The sequence below is a fragment of the Arthrobacter sp. Leaf337 genome (genome assembly GCF_001423745.1).
GTDB lineage: Bacteria > Actinomycetota > Actinomycetes > Actinomycetales > Micrococcaceae > Arthrobacter.
On the sequence record NZ_LMPC01000030.1, the window covers coordinates 99,826 to 122,712 of the forward strand.

General features: G+C 66.4%; 20 protein-coding genes, 1 tRNA gene and 1 riboswitch. Of the genes, 10 read left to right on the top strand and 11 right to left on the bottom strand.

The window, feature by feature from the left end:
- Positions 1–14: 14 nt before the first annotated feature.
- The gene (locus ASF98_RS22265; RefSeq protein ID WP_055807022.1) at positions 15–647 is read right to left on the bottom strand and encodes an ECF transporter S component; all 633 of its coding nucleotides are present in this window, start codon (positions 645–647) and stop codon (positions 15–17) included.
- Positions 648–720: 73 nt separating this feature from the next.
- Positions 721–863, bottom strand: a riboswitch (TPP riboswitch).
- Between the two features lie 151 nt (positions 864–1,014).
- Between ASF98_RS22265 and ASF98_RS22270 the strand changes: the two genes are divergently transcribed.
- Positions 1,015–1,278, top strand: coding sequence for a DUF4235 domain-containing protein (locus ASF98_RS22270; protein WP_055807026.1), 264 nt, complete (start codon positions 1,015–1,017; stop codon positions 1,276–1,278).
- A 26-nt stretch (positions 1,279–1,304) separates the two neighbouring features.
- Here the strand turns inward: ASF98_RS22270 and mnhG are convergent, their stop codons facing one another.
- The 6 genes from mnhG to ASF98_RS22300 are packed head-to-tail and all read right to left on the bottom strand — an operon-like array spanning position 1,305 to position 7,838.
- Entirely contained in the window at positions 1,305–1,766 is a 462-nt protein-coding gene (mnhG, locus tag ASF98_RS22275) for a monovalent cation/H(+) antiporter subunit G (protein ID WP_055807028.1), read from the bottom strand.
- Entirely contained in the window at positions 1,756–2,034 is a 279-nt protein-coding gene (locus tag ASF98_RS22280; RefSeq protein WP_028270962.1) for a monovalent cation/H+ antiporter complex subunit F, read from the bottom strand. The genes mnhG and ASF98_RS22280 overlap by 11 nt, the downstream gene beginning before the upstream one ends.
- The gene (locus tag ASF98_RS22285; protein ID WP_055807031.1) at positions 2,031–2,576 is read right to left on the bottom strand and encodes a Na+/H+ antiporter subunit E; all 546 of its coding nucleotides are present in this window, start codon (positions 2,574–2,576) and stop codon (positions 2,031–2,033) included. The genes ASF98_RS22280 and ASF98_RS22285 overlap by 4 nt, the downstream gene beginning before the upstream one ends.
- The gene (locus ASF98_RS22290; RefSeq protein WP_055807034.1) at positions 2,573–4,213 is read right to left on the bottom strand and encodes a Na+/H+ antiporter subunit D; all 1,641 of its coding nucleotides are present in this window, start codon (positions 4,211–4,213) and stop codon (positions 2,573–2,575) included. Before ASF98_RS22290 ends, ASF98_RS22285 begins: the two co-directional genes overlap by 4 nt.
- Positions 4,210–4,797, bottom strand: coding sequence for a Na(+)/H(+) antiporter subunit C (locus tag ASF98_RS22295; protein WP_028270965.1), 588 nt, complete (start codon positions 4,795–4,797; stop codon positions 4,210–4,212). The genes ASF98_RS22290 and ASF98_RS22295 overlap by 4 nt, the downstream gene beginning before the upstream one ends.
- Positions 4,794–7,838, bottom strand: coding sequence for a Na+/H+ antiporter subunit A (locus tag ASF98_RS22300; protein ID WP_055807037.1), 3,045 nt, complete (start codon positions 7,836–7,838; stop codon positions 4,794–4,796). Before ASF98_RS22300 ends, ASF98_RS22295 begins: the two co-directional genes overlap by 4 nt.
- Before the next feature lie 204 nt (positions 7,839–8,042).
- Here ASF98_RS22300 and ASF98_RS22305 point away from each other — a divergent pair, with 204 nt between their 5' ends.
- The 3 genes from ASF98_RS22305 to ASF98_RS22315 all read left to right on the top strand — a co-directional run bounded on the left by ASF98_RS22305 (position 8,043) and on the right by ASF98_RS22315 (position 11,189).
- On the top strand, positions 8,043–9,446 hold the full coding sequence (locus ASF98_RS22305; protein ID WP_055807040.1) for an MFS transporter: 1,404 nt from the start codon (positions 8,043–8,045) through the stop codon (positions 9,444–9,446).
- A 64-nt stretch (positions 9,447–9,510) separates the two neighbouring features.
- Positions 9,511–9,993, top strand: a complete 483-nt coding sequence (locus tag ASF98_RS22310) for a cation:proton antiporter regulatory subunit (protein ID WP_028270968.1) — start codon at positions 9,511–9,513, stop codon at positions 9,991–9,993.
- 5 nt (positions 9,994–9,998) lie between these two features.
- Positions 9,999–11,189 carry a cation:proton antiporter gene (locus ASF98_RS22315; RefSeq protein ID WP_055807042.1) on the top strand — a complete coding sequence of 397 codons (1,191 nt, stop codon included), beginning with the start codon at positions 9,999–10,001 and terminating at the stop codon, positions 11,187–11,189.
- A gap of 39 nt (positions 11,190–11,228) precedes the next feature.
- On the opposite strand, the gene dcd is transcribed toward ASF98_RS22315, so the two are convergent.
- Positions 11,229–11,804: a dCTP deaminase gene (gene dcd, locus ASF98_RS22320; RefSeq protein ID WP_028270970.1), complete on the bottom strand. Its 576-nt coding sequence runs from the start codon at positions 11,802–11,804 to the stop codon at positions 11,229–11,231.
- Positions 11,805–11,959: 155 nt separating this feature from the next.
- Here dcd and ASF98_RS22325 point away from each other — a divergent pair, with 155 nt between their 5' ends.
- Entirely contained in the window at positions 11,960–13,753 is a 1,794-nt protein-coding gene (locus tag ASF98_RS22325; protein WP_235506130.1) for a CAP domain-containing protein, read from the top strand.
- A 48-nt stretch (positions 13,754–13,801) separates the two neighbouring features.
- Here the strand turns inward: ASF98_RS22325 and ASF98_RS22330 are convergent, their stop codons facing one another.
- Entirely contained in the window at positions 13,802–14,248 is a 447-nt protein-coding gene (locus ASF98_RS22330) for an SRPBCC family protein (RefSeq protein ID WP_055807045.1), read from the bottom strand.
- A 267-nt stretch (positions 14,249–14,515) separates the two neighbouring features.
- On the opposite strand from ASF98_RS22330, the gene ASF98_RS22335 reads away from it, so the two are divergent.
- The 3 genes from ASF98_RS22335 to ASF98_RS22340 all read left to right on the top strand — a co-directional run bounded on the left by ASF98_RS22335 (position 14,516) and on the right by ASF98_RS22340 (position 16,001).
- A tRNA-Gly gene (locus ASF98_RS22335) sits at positions 14,516–14,589 on the top strand.
- A gap of 105 nt (positions 14,590–14,694) precedes the next feature.
- Complete coding sequence (locus ASF98_RS24590) at positions 14,695–14,844, top strand: hypothetical protein (RefSeq protein ID WP_197024936.1); 150 nt, start codon at positions 14,695–14,697, stop codon at positions 14,842–14,844.
- Between the two features lie 8 nt (positions 14,845–14,852).
- Positions 14,853–16,001 (top strand): N(5)-(carboxyethyl)ornithine synthase, encoded by a 1,149-nt coding sequence (locus ASF98_RS22340; protein WP_055807175.1) that lies wholly within the window; start codon positions 14,853–14,855, stop codon positions 15,999–16,001.
- Here ASF98_RS22340 and ASF98_RS22345 read toward each other — a convergent pair.
- Positions 15,934–17,424, bottom strand: a complete 1,491-nt coding sequence (locus ASF98_RS22345) for an MFS transporter (RefSeq protein WP_055807046.1) — start codon at positions 17,422–17,424, stop codon at positions 15,934–15,936. The two genes, ASF98_RS22340 and ASF98_RS22345, sit on opposite strands and share 68 nt — an antisense overlap.
- A 136-nt stretch (positions 17,425–17,560) precedes the next feature.
- Between ASF98_RS22345 and ASF98_RS22350 the strand changes: the two genes are divergently transcribed.
- On the top strand, positions 17,561–18,415 hold the full coding sequence (locus tag ASF98_RS22350; RefSeq protein ID WP_055807049.1) for a LysR substrate-binding domain-containing protein: 855 nt from the start codon (positions 17,561–17,563) through the stop codon (positions 18,413–18,415).
- 317 nt (positions 18,416–18,732) lie between these two features.
- Positions 18,733–19,041, top strand: a complete 309-nt coding sequence (locus tag ASF98_RS22355; protein ID WP_235506131.1) for a hypothetical protein — start codon at positions 18,733–18,735, stop codon at positions 19,039–19,041.
- Between the two features lie 151 nt (positions 19,042–19,192).
- Here ASF98_RS22355 and ASF98_RS22360 read toward each other — a convergent pair whose 3' ends face one another.
- Positions 19,193–22,744, bottom strand: coding sequence for a bifunctional proline dehydrogenase/L-glutamate gamma-semialdehyde dehydrogenase (locus ASF98_RS22360; RefSeq protein ID WP_055807178.1), 3,552 nt, complete (start codon positions 22,742–22,744; stop codon positions 19,193–19,195).
- Positions 22,745–22,887: the final 143 nt, after the last annotated feature.

The window sequence follows — 22,887 nt, forward strand, 5'->3', positions numbered from 1 at the left end:
GCGAGGTGCGTTCGTCAGGAGAAGACGGGCTCCGTTGCTGCCTTGCGGGAGGCAAAGGAGCTGAGCACACCGGTCCGGGCCAGGCCGCGGGTGGCGACCCAGGACAGCGCACCGGCAATGATGGCGCCGGAAATGGCGGTGAAAATGATGTAAGCGAGCTTGTCGCCGGCAGCGTAGGCGATGTTCCAGCCCCACGGAGCGAACGAGTCGTTCAGGCCGCAGAAGAGGCCTGCACCGGCACCGGCCAGCAACGAAACGGGCAGGTTGAACTTCTTGTAAACGAACACCGCGAAGATGATTTCGGCGCCGAGCCCCTGCACGAAGCCGGAGAACAGCACCGAGGCGCCGTACTGCGAGCCCATGATCAGCTCGCCGGTGGCAGCCACCGTTTCGCAGAACAGGGCGGCTCCGGGCTTGCGGATGATCAGCATGCCCAGGACGGCGGGAATCATCCAGCCGCCGGCGATGAGGCCGGTCAGGGGCGGGTAAACGGCGTTCATGGCCGGCGATACGGCGGCGGCCCCCTGGGACCAGGCCCAGAAAATGACGCCGCCGGCCACTGCGATCAACGCAGCCACCACAATGTCCACTACGCGCCAGGTGTACTTGCTGTGCGGCAACGCCTGCTTTGCAGAAATATCAGTCATGTCGTCCTCCTGAGGTACAGGAGGGGAGAGTGTTTCCCGGCCAGGGCCGCGGCTTCCGCCGCCTGCTGCCGGACACTCTGAGAACTCGACTCCCTTGCGCCGGTACTAACCGGATCAGGTTCGAGGGTCTGCGGCTGCCCGCACTCTCAGCGCCCGCCTCCGGTTCCCTGGACTACTCCAGTGATCCCCGACGGCGACGCTCCCCTGTCGTATTAATTCGCCCTTATAGGCGTGGTTCAGTTTACACCCGCGGGCCCGCGAAATCCCGGGGCCGGCTGTCACAATGCGCGGTGATGGGGGCGGGCTGATGCGGCTAGGCTAGGGGAAGCCCTGTTTCCGCCGTCTCCCACCTGTAAGGGGTACTGGAATGAGTTTTTTCATCAAGCTGCTTGGAACCGGAGTGAGCCTGCTGGCCGGATTCGCCGGCACGAAGGCCGTTGACGTCGTCTGGGAAAAGGTCACCGGCCGCAAGCCCCCCAAGGGCGACAAGAACGACGTCCCCACCACCCTGCGCAGCGCCCTGACCTTTGCGCTGATCTCCGCGGCTGTCAGCGCCATCATCCAGGTCCTGGCCAACCGGGGCACGCAGCGTGCCATCACCCGCTTCGCCAAGAGCCAGGACATCGTCTAGGCCCCCAACCTTCCTGCGGGGTCCCCCTAGGCTGGGGCGCCGTCGTCGGCGGGACCGTCATCGTGCGCTGCGCGTTTGTCCGGGTCCTGCCTGCCTGAGTCCGGCCTATCGGCGGTTTTCTTGTCCGCTGCCTTCTGCACCACGGCCTCCAGCTCGTCCGTCGTCAGCAGCTCCCTGTGCAGGTGCTTGGTGCGGTAGCCGGCCCGGCCCACCATGTGCGCAGACACGGGAACGGTGAGGACCTGGAAGATCCACGCCACGAACAGCACGGGCCACACCCACCAGGTCCGCAGCTGCAGGCCAACCGAAGCCAGCAGCAGGAATAGGCCCAGCACCTGCGGCTTGGTGGCGGCGTGCATCCTGCTCATCAGGTCGGGGAAGCGCAACAGGCCAATGGCCGCGCCGAGGGACATCACGGCGCCCACCACCATAAAAACGGCCGACACTGTGTCAATGATGGTGTCCACGGCGGATGGTTCAGGATTCATTGGGGTGCTCCCGCCGGTCGGCCACGAAGCGCGCCACAGTGACGGACCCGATGAACCCGATGATGGACAGCGCCACCAGCAGCATCAGGTTGTTCAGGTGCCGGTTCACGGCCATGTCGATGCAGAGCGTGGCCCCGATGATGGCCAGCAGCACGTCCGAGGCCAGCACCCGGTCCAACAGCGACGGGCCGATGGCAATCCGGACAATGGCCCCCGCTGCCGCCAGTGACAGGATCACGGCCGTTACGGTCAGGACGACTTCCATCATGCGCCCACCTCCTGTTTCAGTGCGGCCAGTTCTTCACGCGTGCCCATGATCCTGATCAGTGCTGCCTCGGCATCCCGGACTTCCTTGCGCAGGCTCACGATGTCCTCCCCGCTCCGCACGTTCAGCCCGTGGATGTAGAGCGTGGACGTGGAGCGGTCCACCTCCACCACCAGTGAGCCGGGAATCAGCGAGATGACGTGGCCGGTGGCAGTGACCATCAGGTCCGAATGGCTGCGGAGCTGGACGGCGACGACGGCGTTGGTCACCTTGGGGCCGCGGGCCACTGCCAGGTACAGCACCTGGAAGCTGGCGGCCACCACCTTGCCCAGGAAGACGATGGCAAACGGGACGGCACGCACAATGCTGAACCGGCCGCCCAGTTCCACCGGGGGCAGGTAGAACAACCGCGCCACCACCACGGCGATGAGGGCGCCGAAAAGGAGGTTTCCGGGGCTAAAGTCCTGCCACAGCGCACACCAGACAAACACGAGCCAGACGAGGAGGGGCAGTTCCTGCCGGATAGAGATCCGTCGGCGGCTCATTTCTGGCCCTCCGGCTGCGCGCCTTCCGGCTGCGGGACCGCAGGTTCAGGCTGCGCGATCGGGGGCACGGGAGCGTTTTCGCCCAGCACCGCCTGGATGTAGGAGGACCTGTCCAGCATGTCCACGGCCGACTGGTCCGCCACCCTGAAGAGCGGCCCGGCGAAGACGGTGAGCGCCACGCCGAATGCAACGAGCCCCAGGGTTGATCCCACCATGGTCCGCGGCAGGAGCGTGACGTTGCGTTTGCCCGCACGGTCGCCGGTGTCGGAGTCCTCGGGGGCCGCCAGCAGCACGGGGTCGGGGTTCTCTGCGTCCTCGGGCTTGCGCCAGAATGCGCGGTTCCATACACGGGCGACGGCCAGGAGCGTCAGCAGGCTGGTCACGACGCCTCCTACCACCAGGGCGTAGGCCAGCGGGGTGCCGAGCTGCACGCCGGCCTGCAGCAGCCCGAGCTTGCCCAGGAAGCCGGAGAACGGCGGGATTCCGGCCAGGTTCATGGCGGGTATGAAGAACAGCAGGGCCAAGATCGGGGACAGCTTGGCCAGGCCGGCCACCCGGTCGATCGACGAGCTTCCGCCGCGGCGTTCGATCAGGCCCGTGACCAGGAACAGGCTGGTCTGGATGGTGATGTGGTGGGCCACGTAGAACACCGCCGCGCCGAGCCCTGCCACGGAGGACATGGCAAGCCCGAACACCATGTAGCCGATGTGGCTCACCAGGGTGAATGAGAGCAGACGCTTGATATCGCTCTGCGCCAGGGCACCCAGGATTCCCACCACCATGGTCAGCAGCGCAGCCACCATCAGCGGGGTGTTCAGCGAGTCCCCCGGGAAGAGGAGCGTCTCGGTGCGCACCATCGCGTAAACGCCCACCTTGGTCAGCAAGCCGGCGAACACGGCCGTGACGGGGGCCGGCGCGGTGGGGTACGAGTCAGGCAGCCAGAAGGACAGCGGGAAGACGGCCGCCTTAATGCCGAAGGCCACCAACAGCATCACGTGCAGCAGCATCCGCGTCCCGGAGTCCAGGTCTGCGAGCTTGATGGCCAGGTCCGCCATGTTGATGGTTCCGGTGGCCCCGTAAATCATGGCGATGGCGATCAGGAACAGGACGGACGACACCACGGAGACCACCACGTAGGTCACGCCGGCGCGGATGCGGGGGCCCGTTCCGCCGAGCGTCATCAGCACGTAGCTTGCCGTCAGCAGGATCTCGAACCCCACGTAGAGGTTGAAGAGGTCCCCGGACAGGAACGCGTTGGACACCCCGGCCACCAGGATCAGGTAGGTGGGGTGGAAGATAGAGAGCGGTGCGTCCTGGTCGCCGTCGGCCATGCCCTGGCCGGTGGCGTACACCAGCACGGCGAGGCTGACCGTGGAGGAGACCACCAGCATCAGGGACGAGAACTGGTCCACCACCATCACGATGCCCCACGGCGGCAGCCAGCCGCCGATGTTGACGGCAGCCGTTCCGCCGTCCCAGACGGAGGCCAGCAGCACACACTCCAGGAGGAGGGTCAGCGCGAGCAGCGTAATGCTGACGGCCCGCTGGGCCCGCGAGTGCCGGATCAGCACGAAGGTCAGGGCGGCGCCGAGGATGGGAAGTACGACGGCGAGCGGGGCAAAGCTTGCGATGTTCACTTCACGCCTCCTTCCGGGCCGGGGGTCACGTTTTGGGAGCCGGGCTGTTCTTCCGCGGCGGCGTCCTTGGCCCGGATCCGGTGGTCGCCCGCCTTCACGGTCGCGCCACCGTCCTCGGAGCCGGAAACGCCCGAGTCGGAAATCCCCCGGCCGTCGGAGCCGATCATGGTCAGCGGAAACTCGGAAGTCTCGACCGGAATCTCGGAGTCGTCCTCGGCATCGAAGCTGGGGGTTTCGGCGACGCGGATGTCTTCGACGTCGTCCTGGATCTCATCGCGGCGGGCCAGCACCCAGGTCCGGTAGATGATGCCCAGCATGAACGCGGTCACGGCGAAGGAGATCACGATCGAGGTCAGGATCAGTGCCTGCGGGAGGGGGTCGTTGTAGTCGCGGGGGTCCGTGTCCTTGCTGAACATGGGCGCCAGGCCGGCGTAGCCGCCGGTGGCGAGGATCAGCAGGTTGGTGGCGTTGGCCAAAAGCATCAGGCCCAGCAGCACCCTGGTGAGGCTGCGTTCCATGATCAGGTAGATGCCGCAGGCATAGAGCGCGCCCATGACCGTCAGCAGTGTCAGGTTGACGCTCATGCCTTCCCCCTCCCGGTGGTTTCGGCGGGAACGCCTTCGGGTTCCTGCCCTTCGGTCTCGCCGGCCGGGTTTTCTTCAAAATGTTCATCGATTTCGGCGCCCAGGCTGCGCAGCACGTCCAGCACCAGTCCCACCACCACGATGTAGACGCCGATGTCGAAAATAGTGGAGGTGACGAACTTGATGTCGCCGAACACCGGCAGCCACAGTTCGATGATGGCGCTCTGGAACACCTGCCCGCCCAGCAGCAGCGGCACCACCCCGGAGGCCGCGGCCGTGGCCAGACCGATGCCCAGGAGCGTTCCCGCGCCCACCGGGGTGGCCTCGCGCAGTTCGAAGCGGCCGCCGGCAAGGTACCGGATGGTCAGGGCTAGTCCGGCCGTCAGCCCGCCGGCGAAGCCGCCGCCGGGCAGGTTGTGGCCGGCCAGCAGCAGGTAGATGGAGAAGACGATCATCGAGTGGAACACCAGGCGCGTCACCACTTCGAAGATGATGGAGCGGCGCTCGGGAGCCATGGTGCGCCCGGCCACCAGCCAGGCGTCCCGGGTGGATGCGGCGAATTTGCGGCTCAGCGCCAGTGCCGCGCTGTCCCGGGAACTTTGCCCTGCGTGGGACCGGCGGCCCACTGTCCCCTCGGCCACCGAGGACGAGGCGCGGAGTCCGTCGCCGCGTCCCTTCACGAAGATGAGGCTGGCCACGCCGGTGGCGGCCAGCGCCAGCACGGAGATCTCCCCGAAGGTGTCCCACGCCCGGATGTCCACCAGGGTGACGTTAACGATGTTCAGTCCGCCGCCGCCCTCATAGGCCAGCCGCGGGAACTCCAGCGCGACGGGCGTCGCAACCCGGGCACCCATGGCGTAGATGGCCACGAAGATCATGGTGATTCCGAACGCCACCCCGATGATCACGCGGATCACCCGGTACTTGCCGCCGGTGCGGTCGCGGAGCTCGGCCGGCAGGCTGCGCATGGCCAGGACGAACGCCACCAGGATGATGGTTTCCACCAGCATCTGGGTCAGCGCGAGGTCCGGCGCCCCCTGCAGTGCGAACATCAGGGCGATGCCGTAGCCGGTCACGGAGACCATCAGCACCGCAAGGAACCGCTTGTTGGCCCGGACAGCCGCCAGCGCCCCGATCACGATGCCGGCGCCGGCCACCAGCTGCAGCGGCGAATTGGGATCGATAAAGTACAGTCCCTCCGGCAGCGGCTTGCCGGCAATGAGCAGCGCGGTCAGCGGAAGTGCGAAGGCCACGGTGAGGATGACGGAGAGGTAGAAGAACAGCGAACCACGCTGCGTGCGTCCCGTGACCCAGACGGCAACGTCGTCCAGGGCGCCGATCGTCATCTGGTAGGCCCGGTCGCCGTCCACCCACGCCGGCACCCGGCCCTGGGCGCGGGCAACGATGCCGCGGCCGTAGAACATGGCGATGCCGAACGCGAACGTGAGGGCCGTCAGGCCCAGCGCTGGAGTAAGTCCGTGCCACAGTGCAAGGTGACCGGCGGCGCTTGCCGGGTCGCCGCCGTCGTGCACGAACTCCGCAGCGTACGGCTGGATCCACCCGTCCACCGGCGCCGGCCACAGGCCGTAAACGATGGTGAGCAGGCTCAGCAGGGCCGGGGCGGCGAGGAAGGACGGCTTGATGGCCTTGAACGGTGTGGGCTCGATGCCCGGCTTCGAGGCGAAGGCACCCCACATGAACCGCGCGCTGTAGGCGAAGGTGAGGATGGAGCCCAGGACCAGCCCTGCCAGGACCACCGGCCCCCAGGCGCCGGGTCCGGAGGGATCCGTTGAGGTGCCGTAATGCACGAACGCCTCGAACACCGATTCCTTCGCCACGAACCCTGCCAGCGGCGGGATGCCTGCCATTGAGGCGGCACCGATGGCTGCGACAACCGCCAGTGCACGGGAGGACTTGTAGACGCCGGACAGCTTGCGGAGGTCACGGGTTCCGGACTGGTGGTCGATGATACCCACCACCAGGAACAGGGTGGCTTTGAAAAGTCCGTGGGCCAGGAGCAGGGCCAGCCCGGCCAGCGCGGCGTCCGGCTTGCCGAGGCCCACCACCATGGTGAGGAAACCCAGCTGGCTGATCGTGCCGTAGGCAAGGATGAGCTTGATGTCGGTCTGCCGGAGCGCGCGGTATCCGCCCACCAGCATGGTGGCCAGGCCCAGCCCCAGCACCATGGGCAGCCAGTAGGCCGTTTCCGCAAACCCCGGCGCCAGGCGCGCCACGAGGTAGACGCCGGCCTTCACCATGGCCGCGGCGTGGAGGTAGGCACTCACCGGAGTGGGCGCCGCCATGGCTCCGGGGAGCCAGAAATGGAACGGGATCAGTGCGGATTTCGTCACGGCACCGATGAGGATAAGCACGACGGCGGCGGCCACGGCTCCCGCTGCCGGCCCGGTGGCCAGCCCGGGAGCCTGTTCCAGGATGGACGAGATCCGGTAGGTTCCGGCGCTGAAGCCCAGGATGATGAGGCCAACCAGCATGGCCAGGCCGCCCGCCGTGGTGACCATCAGGGCCTGCAGGGCCGAGCGCCTGGCGGAGAGCCTGGTGCGGGCGTAGCCGATCAGCAGGTAGGACAGGACGGTGGTGAGTTCCCAGAAGATGAACATCAGGAGCAGGTCATCGGCCGTGACCAGGCCGAACATCGCCCCGGCAAACGCCAGGAGCTGGGCGCCGAAGCCGCCGAGGTCGCTGTCCTTGTTCTTGAAGTAGCGGGCGCAGTACACCAGCACCAGGGCACCCACGCCGAGCACCAGCAGGGACATGATCCAGGCCAGCGGGTCCATCCGGAACGCGAGCTCGATCTTGAGCTCAGGAATCCAGGGAAGGAGCTCGGTGACGGCGCTGCCCGTGGAGGAGGCTGCCTCCTGGCCGGCCGCGCCCTGGTATACGGCGCCGTGCTGGAAGAGGAGCCAGACGAACGAGCCCGCGGGAACCGCAGCCAGCGCATAGAACGAGTTCCTGCGGAATTTCCTGAAGAGAAACGGCGCCACAGCGGCCACCGCGAAATGCACGGCAAGGACTGTGATCACAGGTATCTCCGCAACGTCAGGATTTCGATTGTCAAAAGTTGGAGCAGGCGGTCATACGTCAGGTTCGGTGCAGACAGTTTATCAAGCGGATGCAAACACTTTTGCCAGCGACCCGACCGCCGGGCAGCGGATTCCCCGTGACGCCGGGGAATTTCCACCGCCCCTTCACTCGCCGTTTAGCTAGGGGCGGATAGCATTCAGCCTATGAACCCCGTCACCGCCTCAGCGGCTACGCACCCCCCGTCCGAGCTGGAGTCCGGAACACTGGCCACCAGCAAGGGCAAGGTCCTCGCCTGGGCCGCCTGGGACTGGGGTTCTGCCGCCTTCAACGCCGTGATGACCACCTTCGTGTTCACGGTGTACCTGACGTCCAAAGCGTTCGGCGGCGAGGACCAGGCCTCGGCCGTGCTGGGCGGTGCCCTGGCGATCGCGGGCGCAGCCATCGCCGTCCTGGCGCCCGTAACCGGCCAGCGTTCGGACACCGGCGGCCGCCGGAAGATGTGGCTGGGACTCAACACGGCCGCCGTCACGGTCCTGACCGGATTGTGCTTCTTTGTCTTTCCGCGGCCGGAATTCCTCCTGCTGGGCGTCACGCTCATCGCCCTCGGCAACGTCTTCTTCGAATTTGCCGGGGTGAACTACAACGCCATGCTGGCGCAGATTTCCACCCCCAGGAACATCGGCAAGGTCAGCGGCTTCGGCTGGGGCATGGGCTACCTGGGCGGCATCGTCGCGCTGCTGATCGTGCTGCAGCTGTTCGTCCAGCCCAGCTTCGCGTGGTTCGGGGCCTCCACCGAGGACAGCCTCAACATCCGCCTCGTTGCCGTGTTCTCAGCCCTCTGGTTCTTCATCTTTGCGCTGCCCGTGCTGTTCGCGGTGCCGGAGCTGCCCCGGCAGCAGCAGGCCGCGAAGCTGGGGTTCCTGGCCTCCTACGGGCTGCTGGTTCGCCGCATCAAGGCGATCTACCGCACCAGTCCGCACACCATCTTCTTCCTCCTCGCCAGCGCCATCTTCCGGGACGGGCTGGCCGCCGTCTTCACGTTCGGCGGGATCATCGCGGCGGGAACTTTCGGCTTCGAACTGAAGGAAGTCATTTTCTTCGCGATCTTCGGCAACATCGTGGCCGCGGTGGGAGCCATGATCGGCGGCTTCCTGGACGACCGCATCGGGCCGAAAGCCGTCATCATCGGTTCGCTCGTCGGACTGCTGATTGCAGGCACCGTCATCCTGGTCCTGGGCTACGGCAGCTATGTCTTCTTCGGGCAGGCCTGGGCAGGCACCACCACCTTCTGGGTGTTCGGGCTCTTCCTCTGCCTCTTCGTGGGTCCGGCCCAGTCCTCCTCGCGCGCCTACCTTGCCCGGCTGGCGCCGCATGGCGAATCCGGGGAGCTCTTCGGCCTCTACGCCACCACCGGCCGGGCAGTCAGCTTCCTGGCGCCGACGCTCTTCACCCTGTGCATCGCCGTGGCCTCGCCGCTCGTGGCGCCGGGGGAAGCCCAGCGCTGGGGCATCCTCGGCATCATGGTGGTGCTGCTGGCGGGGCTGCTGGTGCTGCTGCCGGTCAAGCCGCCGGGGAAGGTGGAAATCGCGGTGGTTCCCGCGGCCTGAGCAGGCAGCGGGGAATTCGCCGTTTCGGCCCTCCAACGCCCTCTGCGCGGACTAGGCTGGTGCCATGAACGTGGATGAGACAGACCTCCCTGGCCTTGGCAGGCGCAAGGATTTCATGACCGCTTCGGGACGCCGGATCGGCGTGGTGGAGTACCGCGAAGGGCAAACCGAACTGATCGTTTCCACCTGGGACGATCCGGACACATGCCAGGCGTCCATTCCCCTGACCGCCGACGAAGCCGCGGCCCTCGGCAACCTGCTGGGCGGGCAGCGGCTGGCGATGCAACTCTCCGAAGAGCACCGCGAAATCCCCGGGATCGTCACACGCCAGTTCTCCATTGCCGGAGACTCGCCGTTCCATAACCAGCCCATGGGCAAGGCCTGCATCCGCACCCGCAGCGGCGTCTCCATAGTCGCCATCATGCGGGAAGGCGAGGTGGTCCCCTCCCCCGGACCCGACGTCGTCCTTCACCCGGGTGACCTGCTCGTGGCTGTGGGAACGCAAGAAGGCCTAGATACGGCGGCCGATATCCTGCGCAACGGCTGAGCGGCATGGACCCGCTCGCGCTAACCCTCATCGAACTGGGGGCCGTCGTGTTCTGCCTTGGCCTGCTGGCCAGGCTGGCCGGGCGGATCGGGATGTCCCCCATTCCCCTGTACCTGGTGGGCGGGCTGTTTTTCGGGGCCGGCGGCCTGGTCAAACTCGAAGGCATGCACGAATTCGCACATCTTTCGAGCGAGATCGGCGTCATCCTCCTGCTGCTTATGCTCGGATTGGAATATACGGCGGCGGAGCTGGTTACGGGGCTGCGCCGGTCGTGGCAGGCCGGCGTCCTGGACCTCGTGCTGAACTTCATTCCCGGGGCAGCCCTGGCCGTCCTGCTCGGGTGGGGTTTGGTGGGAGCCATGGTGATGGGCGGCGTCACGTACATCTCCTCCTCCGGCATCGCAGCGAAGGTGATCACGGACCTCGGCCGGATCGGTAACCGCGAAACCCCGGTGGTGCTCTCCATCCTGGTCTTCGAGGACCTGGCAATGGCCGTGTACCTACCCATCCTCACGGCCACCCTCGCCGGAGTCAGCTTCCTGGTGGGACTCCAGACCGTGGGGATTTCACTGGCCGTGGTCACGGTGGTGCTGGTGGTGGCCCTCCGGCACGGACACCATGTGTCCAAGGCAGTGCACAGCGAGAATTCCGAGGTGTTCCTGCTGAACCTCCTCGGCGCCGCGCTCCTGGTTGCCGGCCTCGCCGCTGCCATGCAGGTCTCGGCCGCAGTGGGGGCGTTCATGCTGGGCATCGCCATCTCCGGGGCCACGGCGCACAGCGCAACCCGGATCCTGGAGCCGCTGCGGGACTTGTTCGCCGCCATCTTCTTCGTGGTCTTTGGCCTCAATACCGACCCCACGTCCATCCCGCCGGTTCTGGGCTGGGCTCTGATCCTGGCGGTCCTCACGGCCGGCACCAAGATGATCACGGGAGTCTGGGCCGCCAAGCGGGCTGGAATTGCCCTGCCGGGCCGTTTCCGCGCAGGGGCCGCACTGATTGCCCGCGGCGAGTTCTCCATCGTCATCGCCGGCCTGGCGGTAGCGTCCGGCGTAGTGCCGCACGACCTCGCCGCACTGGCCACGGCCTACGTGCTCATCATGGCCATCATGGGACCGCTGGCGGCACGCTACGTGGAGCCCGTGGTTAAGATGCTGCGCCGCCCGGCAAAACCGCGGCCGGCCGCCCGCCCCATCTGACGCTCTCTCAGATCCTGCCGCCTTCCCGGCGACGCTCTCTCAGATCTCGGTGCGGTGGAAGTTCAGGTAGCTGCGGCTGGCGGTGGGGCCGCGCTGGCCCTGGTAGCGGTTGCCATACTCACCGGAGCCGTAGGGGAATTCCGCGGCCGAGCTCAGCCTGAAGAAGCACAACTGGCCGATTTTCATGCCTGGCCACAGCTTGATGGGCAGCGTTGCCATGTTGGAAAGCTCCAGCGTGACATGCCCGGAGAACCCGGGATCGATGAACCCTGCCGTGGAGTGCGTCAGCAGCCCCAGCCGGCCCAGCGAAGACTTTCCCTCAAGGCGTGCCGCAATATCGTCCGGCAGCGTGACGGTCTCATAGGTGGAGCCGAGCACGAACTCACCCGGATGGAGGATGAACGGCTCTCCCGCGTCTACTTCCACCAGCCGCGTCAGCTCAGGCTGGTCCTCGGCGGGGTCGATGTGCGCGTACTTGTGGTTGTCGAACAACCGGAAAAACCGGTCAATCCGGACGTCCACGGAGGACGGCTGGACCATCACCGGGTCATACGGGTCCAGGACAATCCGTTGGGAATCAATTTCGGCACGAATATCGCGGTCAGAGATCAGCACACTCAAAAATACCGCATCCATTGCCGCCCCCGTTTTGCAGCGTTACTGTTGCTGCTGTTACGAAATGTCATCGTCGATACAGAATGAGGTTGATGTTGCGGCTGTGACGGTGCACCTCCCCCTGAACGGGCGGCACCAAAGGATCTGGGGTTGGCTTGAGGAAAATTTCGGCACGGACACTGGCGGCCATGATCTGCGCTCTGGCTCTCATCCCGCCTGCCGCCGGCCAGCTGGGGGGATCTTCCTCAAGCCCGGAACGCCTCTCCTCCTCCGTGGCCGGCCGTCAAACGGCGGGTCAACAGACACCGAGCGTCGCCCTCGGCCCGCCGTCGTTCGCGTACGACGGCGGCACGGGCGCCGCAGGTAGCGCACCGGGCCGGCGGCTCGCCCCCGCCGTGGACCCCAACATCACTCAAGGGAACCAAAAAGCAGGGGACCAAAACGGAGCCGCTGCGGCGTTGGCCGGCACCGGAGGAACTGCGGACGCCGCCGGGACGCTGTCCACCGAAGCTCAGCCGGCCTACCCGGCAGCCGAAGATTCCCCGCCCGAGCCGGCGTCCATTCCGCCGCTGTCCGCCACGGAGTCGGACCTGGCTGCCCTCGCCCAGGCTCCACCGGCCCCCACGTCCGCACCCGCGGCAGGCACCGGGGTCCTCCGCACCGAATCCCTCACCACCGAGGCACTCGTCAGGGACGACGCCTCGGCGCAGATTAACGCTGTGTTCAACGCCATCAACAGCTATCGGGCATCGTTCGGCCTGCCCGCCGTGAAGTACCACGCCACCGTGGCCGCGATGGCGCAGGAGTGGTCCGACAGCATCGCCTCACGGGAAGTGATCGAGCACCGTTCAAGCTTCTGGACCGATCCGCGGGCGCTCAGCCCCACCAACGGCGCCGGGGAGGTCATCGCGGTCCGCTGGGACCGCGATGCCGCGCAACTGGTGGAATGGTGGAAGGGCTCACCCGCACACAACGCGATCCTGAAGGACCCGCGGTTCACTGTGATGGGCATCGGCATCACGTTCACGGACGGCAACTGGCAGACCACGCCGAACCGTTACACCATGTGGGGAGTGGTGGACTTTTTCGGATACGGCACACTCCCCGCGGGAACCACCAGCAGCCCGGGCGGCAGCAGTGAAATGCCCGCACAGCCCGCCAGCGTGTGCGATCCGCTGGTGCGGCACATGCCGCCGACGGCGGACCTGACCGCAGCCGCCATCAAGGGTCCCGGTGATTTGGTGTCCGTGAACTCGTCCGGCGACCTCCTGAACCGCCCGTCACTCGGGAACCGGCAATTCGGCGCACAGCAGGTCATCGGCACCGGATATGGCGGCGCCAAGGAGCTCTTTGTCACGGACTGGGAGCGGGACGGCGTCTTCGACCTCCTGGTGCAATGGACCGACGGACGGGTCACCCTGCAGTCCGGGGCCGCTGCGGGCGGATTCCTCCCCGCCGTGACCCTGGGCCAGTCGGGATGGGCCGGAATGACCCTGGCCGTGGGGGGCTGGTGCGCCAACAACCGGCTCCCGCAACTGGTGGCACTGGACGGCTCCGGGAACCTCTGGCTGTACCCCAACCGCGGGAAGGCGGATCTGGTGGAGCGGACGCTGATGGCGTCCGGTGTGTCAGCCACCCGGCTCGCCATGGCGGATTACGACGCCGACGGTTTCCAGGACCTGCTGGCCCGCCAGACGGACGGAAACGTCCGCCTCTACCGCGGCTCCGGCGCGCCGGCACCGCGCGCCGAAACCCGGGCAATCGTGGCCAGCGGATGGTCGGACGTCACAGCCATCCGGCCGCTGCGGGATGTCACGGGGCTGAACTCGACGGGATTGGCCCTTCGCCGGGCCGGCGACGTGGTGCAGTACTGGGACCTCAGCACCGGAACCCTGGCATCGCCGTCGTCCATCTCGGGCGCCTGGGCGGGTCAGCGCCTCGCGCAGTAGGCACCGCGCAGTAGGCACCCCGCAATAGCCCCTCGGCGTACATTTCAGTTAGGGCTCCGCCGGCCGGGCTTCCAGGACTTCCTTGAGCCGCTCCAGCTGGGCGACCTCTGCCTTCATGGTCCGTTGAATCATGAAGTCCATCAGTCCGGCCAGGCCCTTGGGCCGGACTTCCAGTGCAAACCGGACCCGGGTGCGTGTTCCCTCGGTGCTCAAGTAATAGCCGCCGCGCGGGCGGGCCGGACCGGCAACCACCTGGAACTGGATCTCGGCGCCCGGACGGAGCTGGGTGATCTGGAAATCGGCGGCAATGGGGCGGCCCGCAGGTCCTGTCAGGGTCTGCTGGTACACGGCGCCCTTGGCGCCCACAGCACCCGACCGCAGTTCAACCTTCCGGACCCCTTCACGCCAGGAGGGAAGGTTGAGCCCGTCCTGCAGGAACCGGTACACGGTCATGGCATCGCGTTCCACGACGACCTCGTACTCTGCAAATGCCACGGGGATCCCTTGATTGTCGGACAGCTTTCTTGCGTAGCCCGTTCCCCTGATACTGCAGCTAACACCAACAGGATATTCAGCCTGGAGTGCGCCCGGAGCAGCTGCGGCCGTGCCTTAACCGAAGAGTTATCGAAAGGACCGAAGCGTTATCGAAAGGGTGCCGCCCGCGCCGGACGTGTCCCTGTTCGGGGACGGCCCACGGCTGGGGTAAAGTAAATCCGGTTGACGCAACCGGGACCTGGCCGAGACATCTGGCTGGTCCCCCATGCGGCTGTAGCTCAATGGTAGAGCGCTAGCTTCCCAAGCTTGATACGCGGGTTCGATTCCCGTCAGCCGCTCCACTCCTTCCACAGCCCACTCCGCCGGCCCTCCTCCGCCGGGGCATTAGGCGGCTACCTGTATGGTCAGAAGTCAGGAACCCCTTCGGTTCCGCTACAGGAGCAATCATGGCTGACAAGTCCCCGCGTCAAGCAGCATCCGCTAAATCCGGCAAATCCATCAAGGAAAAGCGAGCTGACAAGAGGGCCGCGTCAGCGCCGCCCAGCTCCCTCGACAAGCCAGCCAACGCCAAGGCAGCGAGCCCCAAAAAGAAGTGACCGGTTCCATGAACCACCTCACCCTCGGAGTCCTGGCCAGCACACGGAAGCCCGACGAACGCCGGCTCCCGCTCCACCCCCTTCACCTGGACCGCATCGCACCGGAACTGCGGCAGCAGATCATCCTCGAACAGGGCTACGGAGAACGGTTCGGCGTCTCGGACCTCCACCTCGCCTCGCTCGTGGGGCGGATTGCCACCCGCGGCGAGATCATTGCCGACGCTGACGTGATCCTGCTGCCTAAGCCGCAGCCTGAGGACCTCGCCGAACTCCGCGACGGCCAGATCCTCTGGGGCTGGCCGCACTGTGTCCAGGACCGCGCCGTCACCCAGCTGGCCATCGACAAGAAGCTCACCCTGATCGCCTTCGAGGCCATGAACCACTGGGCCAGTGATGGCGGCTTCGGCCTTCACGTCTTCCACAAGAACAACGAACTGGCCGGCTACTGCTCGGTCATTCATGCCCTTGCCCTCACCGGCTCAACGGGCGACTACGGCCGGCGGCTCACCGCCGTCGTCATCGGTTTCGGTGCCACGGCCCGCGGCGCCGTCACGGCGCTGAACGCCCACGGCATCCATGACGTCCAGGTGCTGACCAACCGTGGTGTGGCCGCCGTCGGCTCTCCCATCCATTCGGTGCGGATTGCGCAGTTCGACCATGACGACAAGGCGCCGTTCCTCAGCCAGGTCATCACCGAACGCGGCAGGGTGCCGCTGGCACCGTTCCTGGCCGAGAGTGACATTGTGGTCAACTGCACCCTGCAGGATCCCAATGCTCCGCTGACGTACCTGCGCGAAGAGGACCTCGGTGCGTTCCGTCCCGGCAGCCTGATCGTGGACGTGTCCTGCGACGAGGGAATGGGCTTCAGCTGGGCGAAGACCACCACCTTCGCCGAGCCCATGCTCACCGTGGGCGACCACATTGACTACTACGCGGTGGACCACAGCCCGTCGTATCTGTGGAACTCCTCCAGCTGGGAGATCAGCGAAGCGCTGCTCCCCTTCCTGGAGACCGTCATTTCCGGCCCCGAGGCCTGGGCCGGAAATGAGACGATCGCCCGTGCGATTGAAATCCGCGGCGGAGAGGTCCTCAACAAGGACGTGCTGCAGTTCCAGCAGCGCCAGGCGGAGTACCCGCACGCCCCTCTGGGCGCGTAGCCGCCGGAGCGGCCGGCCGCTGTGCCGGCCGCTCCGCCGTACGCCGCACGATCCGGAGCAGGCGCCGCCGGTCCTTGAGGTCAACCTTGAGGGTCAGCTCACCGCGCCGGGCAAGCACGACGGCGACGGTCACCGCCGCCAGGGCCGGCACACCGCCGGAGACCAGGATGGCGGTGTGCGGATCCACGTGCTCGGCAATCCAGCCGATCATGGGACCGCCGATGGCCTGGCCGCCGATCAGCACCATGATGTACAGGCTCATGACGCGTCCGCGGATCCCCATATTCGAGCTGATCTGGACCAGTTGGTTCGAGGCGGTCAGGAACATCAGGCACCAGAAGCCGGACAGCACCATAGCGGCGCCGAACCACACCATGGACGGCGCCAGGGCCGCCAGGCAGAGCATCAGCCCGTACATTCCGGCGCCCAGGACCACCGACCGCAGCCGCAGCTGCCGGCGGCGGGTGGAGGCGATTGCCCCGGCGAGCGCACCGAGCGCCACCAGCGCGTTCAGCAGGCCGTAGCCTCCGGCGCCGACGTCGTACACGTGGTCCGCGAAAGCGGCCAGCAGCACCGGCAGGCTCATGGCGAAAACCGCGACAAAACCGGCCATCAGCCAGGGCCAGTAGATGGTGGGCTTGCTCAGCGCGTACTTCAGCCCCTCCCGGAGCATTCCCTTGCGCTTTGGTGCGGGTGCGTTGATGAACAGCTGGTCCTTGCGCAAAAGCAGCAGCATGGCCACGGTGGAACAGCAGGCCACGGCGTTCGCGGCGAAGGCCCACCCGGCGCCGACCGCCGTGAGCAGGAGACCGGCCAGGGCGGGTCCGATCAGGCCGCCCAGCTGGAACGTTGTGGAGTTCACGCTGATGGCATTGCGCAGGTACGTGGGACCCACGAGCTCGTTGACAAACACCTGCCGGGCAGGCTGGTCCAGGACCGTAACCAGCCCCAGCAGCAGCGCGATGGCGTAGACGTGCCACACTTCGATGCGCTGGCTCAGGGCCAGGACGGCCAGCGCCGCAGCCAGCACCGCGGCGACGGACTGGCAGAGGATGAGGATCTTCCGTTTCGCGAACCTGTCCGCCATCATCCCGCCCCACGGGCCCAGTACCAGCGACGGCATGAATTGCAGCGCCACGGTGATGCCGACGGCGGTGACGGACCCGGACAGCTGCAGTACGAGCCAGTCCTGCGCGATCCGCTGCATCCAGAGGGCGATCACCGCGACGAAGTGTCCGATCGCGAAAATGCGGAAGTTGGGTACGCGGAGGGAAATGAAGGTGTGGCGCCAGGGCAGCCGTTCACTCACGACGGCGATCGGCTGGGTGGCGGTGTGCGGCTGCGCGGGCGGGGAATCGGCGGAGGCGGCGGAATCGATAACGGGCTGGCTGACGGTTGCCGTGGACGGCGGAGGGGGTGCCACAGGGAATCCTCAAAAGGTGCGGGTGAGCGGGATACCTCCACGCTATGGTGGCCCCAAGTGATTATGGAAGCGTATTGTTCCTATAACTAACATTGCGAACCGCAATAGTCCGAGCAGACCAGCAACCGGGAGTGCCGTGTTCGAACCCGCCCAGCTCCGTTCTTTTCTGGCGGTGGCCGAAACGCTCAGCTTCACCAAGGCGGCGGAGCGCCTGGGCCTGGCCCAGCCCACAGTCAGCCAGCATGTGCGCAAACTGGAAACAGCGGCGAAGCGGGTCCTGATTGCGCGGGATACCCGGGACGTGCGGCTGACTGACAACGGCGATGCGATGGCCGGCTTCGCGCGGACCATCCTCGCGGCGCACGATGCAGCTTCACGCTACTTTTCGGGGTCCGCCATGCGCGGCCGGCTGCGCTTCGGGACCGCGGACGATCTCGCGATCACCGGACTTCCCCGCATCCTCCGGGAGTTCCGCCAGATCTACCCGCAGATCAACCTGGAACTCACAGTGGGCCAGAGCGACCAGCTGTACAAGAAACTGAATGCGGGCCAGCTGGACCTGGTGTTCGTAAAGTGGGTCGCCGGGGCCAAGGACGGCACGGTGGTCCAGCACGACGCGTTCGCGTGGGTGGGACTGGAGCAGACAGCGCTGGAACCCGGCGATCCGGTTCCGCTGATCGCCTACCCTTCGCCCAGCCTCAGCAGGAAGCTTGCCATCGACGCCCTCGAGTCCCGGGGGCGGACGTGGCGCATCACCTGCACCACACGGCAGATCAGCGGAGTCCTGGCCGCCGTCCGGGCGGGAATCGGCGTCGCCGTGATGCCGTCCTCGCTGGTTCCGGAGGACCTGAAGATCATCACCCGCCGCTTCGACCTGCCGCCTGTGGGCGATGTGGATTTCACCCTCATCCGCAACCCGCTGGCCAACTCCGAAGTGATCGAGGCGCTCACGCAGGCGATTGTGGGGCGCACCATCAAGCGCTCCGCCTAGGGGTTTGAGCCAGCAGCGCAAGTGACCGGTAAAGGGTAATGCCCGGTAATTGGTTAAACGAGTACGTATTCGTCCCCGCACGGGTAGTTATTACACGTAAGTGATTGAAGATATTACGTGCGTAAATTATGCTTGAATTCTGTTAAAGGTTAAGCAGAAGCCGATGACAACGATTCGATGACGAACCGTGTCCGCCGCCGCTGCCTTGGGGGCGCCTGACGGACAACGTTCGGGATAGGCACGCGATGACGCCAACCACGAACCACCCGCATCTTAAAGTCTCAAATCCAGCTCACTCCCTCAACACGCTACGCCCGATGACCGTCGGAACGCACCGCAACACGCCGGTGCATCATGAAGCAAGCGCACACGCTGAGCTGGTCACTCAGCGCGAACCGCATGCCGCCGCCACCCTGGTGGACACTGAGTTCGTAGGCAGTCCCTACTGCGAGCGGTGCGGAACGGATGAGTTCATCTACCTGGAGACGTTTGTCCCGGCACAGTTCCGGCACGACGGCACTCTCCGGAAGCCGGGAGAAGTCACCTACTTCTGCACCGGATGTGAAGATTTTTCGGCACACTCGGTCCCTGCCTCTTGGGTGCCGCCCGGCTGGTATTTGGGCTAGCCAGGATCCCGAACGTTCCGTCAGGCAAACCAGAAATCGCGCCAGGTAAAAACCGCCGCCGCCAGGCACCCGAAGGTGCCAGGCGGCGGCGATTACTTTTGCCTGGAGCTCGTCCGGATAGCCCCCAGGGCGGGGGGCTACCCGGAGCCCGCTAGATCAGGCTGTCCGAGAGGTGGTTGGGCGTCCCGAATCGGTGCGCGGTGATGCTGACGGCCTGCTCGTGCAGGAACGGCAGCAGCTCCACGCGGCCGGCCTCGGTGACCGGGTGGGAGTAGACGGCCAGGTCCGGGCGTCCGCCGGTGGCTTCGGCCAGCGCAGCCGCGTCGCCGCCGAGGAGCCGGATCCGTCCGCCAGAAAGCTTCCTGGCGTCAGCGAGCCTCGCAGCGGAGGCCAGCCAGGCGGCGTCGTCCTCCACCGTGGTGCTGATGCGCAGCGCGGCGAGCGCTGCCTGCAGCGGGGCGGGAAGTTCGACGGCGGTGGACACCGTCAGTGCCGAACCGGCCAGTACGCCGGCGGCTACTGTCCTGACGAGGTCTGCGACCGGTTCGCCCTCGGAGAGGCGCACCGTGACCGGCAGGGAACGGTAGCGGAAGATGTTCCGCTCCGCGCTCAGCCCGGAAACATCCTTGGCCGTGCCGAACTCGTCGGCCCAAACGAGGGCATCGGAGGCAAGTGCCCGCTCCAGGGATTCGAAGACGGGAGCGTCCAGTGTGCCCTTCGCGGCACCAGCCAGGCGGCGAACGCCGGGGTTGGTCACGGCCGCCTTGGGGTTCTTTTCAGAGCCGCCGGCTGTGCTGGCCTTGCTGACCCAGTCGCCGAGTCCGGCGAGGTAGTTGGGTCCGCCTGCTTTGGTGCCCGCGCCGACGGCGGACTTCTTCCAGCCGCCGAACGGCTGGCGCTGCACGATCGCGCCGGTGATGCCGCGGTTCACGTAGAGGTTGCCGGCCTGGATGGTGTCCAGCCAGAGCCCCACTTCCTCGGTACTCAGCGAGTGCAGCCCGGCGGTGAGGCCGTACTCCACCTGGTTCTGGATGGCGATGGCGTCTTCCAGGGTTTCCGCCGTCATGACGCCGAGCACCGGGCCGAAGAACTCGGTGAGGTGGAAGTAGGATCCGCGGCGCACGCCGTAACGAACGCCCGGGCTCCAGAGCCGGCCGGTGTCGTCGAGCTTGCGCGGTTCGACGGCCCAGTTTTCGCCTTCGCCCAGGGTGGTGAGCGCGTTCAGGAGCTTGCCGTTGGCGGGTTCGATGATCGGGCCCATCTGGCTGGTGGGGTCCTCGGGGTAGCCCACCTTGAGGGATGTGACAGCGTCGATCAGCTGGTTGTGGAACCGCTTCGAGGTGGCCACGGAGCCCACCAGGATCACCAGCGAGGCGGCGGAGCACTTCTGCCCGGCGTGCCCGAATGCTGAGTACGCAACATCTTTGGCGGCGAGGTCAAGGTCCGCGCTGGGCGTGACGATGATGGCGTTCTTGCCGCTGGTTTCGGCCAGGAGCGGCAGATCCTTGCGGAATGAACGGAACAGCTCGGCGGTTTCGTAGCCGCCGGTCAGGATCACGCGGTCCACGGCCGGGTGCGAGATCAGCTGCTGGCCGAGCTCACGCTCGCCCAGCTGGACCATGGTGAGGACGTCGCGGGGCACACCGGCCTCCCAGAGCGCTTCGATCATCACGGCACCGCTGCGGCGGGCCTGCTTGGCAGGCTTGATCACGACGGCGGAGCCGGCGGCGAGTGCCGCGAGGGTGGATCCGGCCGGGATGGCCACCGGGAAGTTCCACGGCGGGGTCACCACGGTGAGCTTCGCGGGCACAAAGGTGGCGCCGTCGACGTCGTCGAGCTTGCGGGCTGACTCGGCGTAGTAGTGGGCGAAGTCAACGGCTTCGCTGACTTCGGGATCACCCTGGTCGATGGTCTTGCCTGTTTCGCTGGCCATGACCTCGAGCAGGTCCGCGCGGCGGGCCTCCAGGATGTCGCCGGCGCGGTGCAGCACTTCGGCGCGCTGGGCGCCGCTGAGGGCGCCCCAGGCCTTGCCCTTTTCGACGGCGGTGGCGATCACCGCGTTGAGCGTTTCAGCGTCCGTGATGGTGGCGGCTTCCACGGAGGCGTTGCCCAGGGTGGAGTAGGGAACGCGTTCCAGGATGGCGCGGCCCCAGTCACGGTTGGCTGGCAGGGAGGGGTCCGTGTCCGGGGTGTTCTCGAAGGATTCGCGCGGCATCGGATCGGCCGGGAGGCTGCGGTTCTGCCGGCGGTTGGGGCCGGGGACTTCGTCGTCGAGCTCTGCCAGCGAGGCGAGGAAGCGCTGCTTCTCACGCTCGAAGAGCGCTTCGTTTTCGCTGAGTTCGAAGACGGCGGACATGAAGTTGTCCTGGCTGGCACCTTCTTCGAGGCGGCGGATCAGGTACGCGATGGCGACGTCAAACTCGGCCGGGTGCACCACGGGGGTGTAGAGCAGGAGGGAACCGACGTCCTTCTTGACCGCTTCCGCCTGGCCCTGCGCCATGCCGAGCAGCATCTCGAACTCGATGCTCTGCTGTGCGGTATCCGCGATGCCGCGCTGCTTGGCCAGGAGCCAGGCGAAGGCGATGTCGAAGAGGTTGTGGCCGGCGACGCCGATCCGGATGTTCTTGATCCGGTCCGGGTGCAGCGAGTAGTTGATGACGCGCTTGTAGTTGGTGTCCGAGTCCTGCTTGGTGTTCCAGGTGGCGAGCGGCCAGTCGTGCAGCGAGGATTCGACCTGTTCCATGGGCAGGTTGGCGCCCTTGACCACGCGGACCTTGATGGCGGCGCCGCCGTTGGCGCGGCGTTCAGCAGCCCAGTCCTGCAGGCGGATCATGGCCGCGAGGGCGTCCGGCAGGTAGGCCTGGAGCACGATGCCGGCCTCGAGGTTCTTGAACTCCGGCTGGTCCAGGATCCTGGTGAAGACCGCGATGGTCATGTCCAGGTCCTTGTATTCCTCCATGTCCAGGTTGATGAACTTGGCCTTCTGCCCTCCGGCGGCGAACGAGGCGGCGCGGGTGAAGAGCGGCGTGAGCTTTTCGACGACGTGCTCGACGGCCTCGTCGAAGGCCCAGGCGGAGTGCGGGGCGACGGTGGAGGAGACCTTGATGGAGACGTAGTCGACGTCCGGGCGGGCCAGCAGGGTGTGGGTGCCCTCGAGCCGGCGGGAGGCCTCATGCTCGCCCAGAACGGCTTCGCCGAGGAGGTTGACGTTGAGCTTGATGCCGTCCTTGCGGATCTTGGCGATGGCCGGGCCCAGCTTGGCGTCCGTGGCGTCCACGATCAGGTGGCCCACCATTTCGCGGAGCACGCGGCGGGCGATCGGGATGACCACCTGCGGCATGACCGGAGCCATGGTGCCGCCGAGCTGGACGGCGCTGCGCATGTACCAGGGCAGGAAGGCCGGGACCTTGGGGGCCAGGGCTGCCAGGTTGCGGGCGGCCACGTGAAGGTCTTCGGGGCGGACCACGCCGTCCACGAAGCCGACGGTGAAGTCGAGCCCGTTGGGGTCCTTCAGGACGCCGGCGAGCTGTTCAGCGGAAGCATCCACGGGGACCTTGGCGGCCTCCGTCAACCAGTGGCGCACCAGCGCGATCGCTTCCCCGGCAAGGGCCTGCGCTTCGGGTACGTGCGAACCGCGTGCAGGGGCTGCTCCGGTGGCCGTCTTGCCGACGAGGACGCCGGGCTCCGTCGAAATGTTGGTCATGGCAAACACTCGTTCTTTCCGTTGGTGAGGAGTCTTTCCATCAGTATGAGTCTCCACTCACTTAAGATAAAGCGACGTTTCCTGAGCAATACAGGTTAGAAAAACCAACGGTTTAAAATCCCGCCCGAACGTTCGGAAACCGT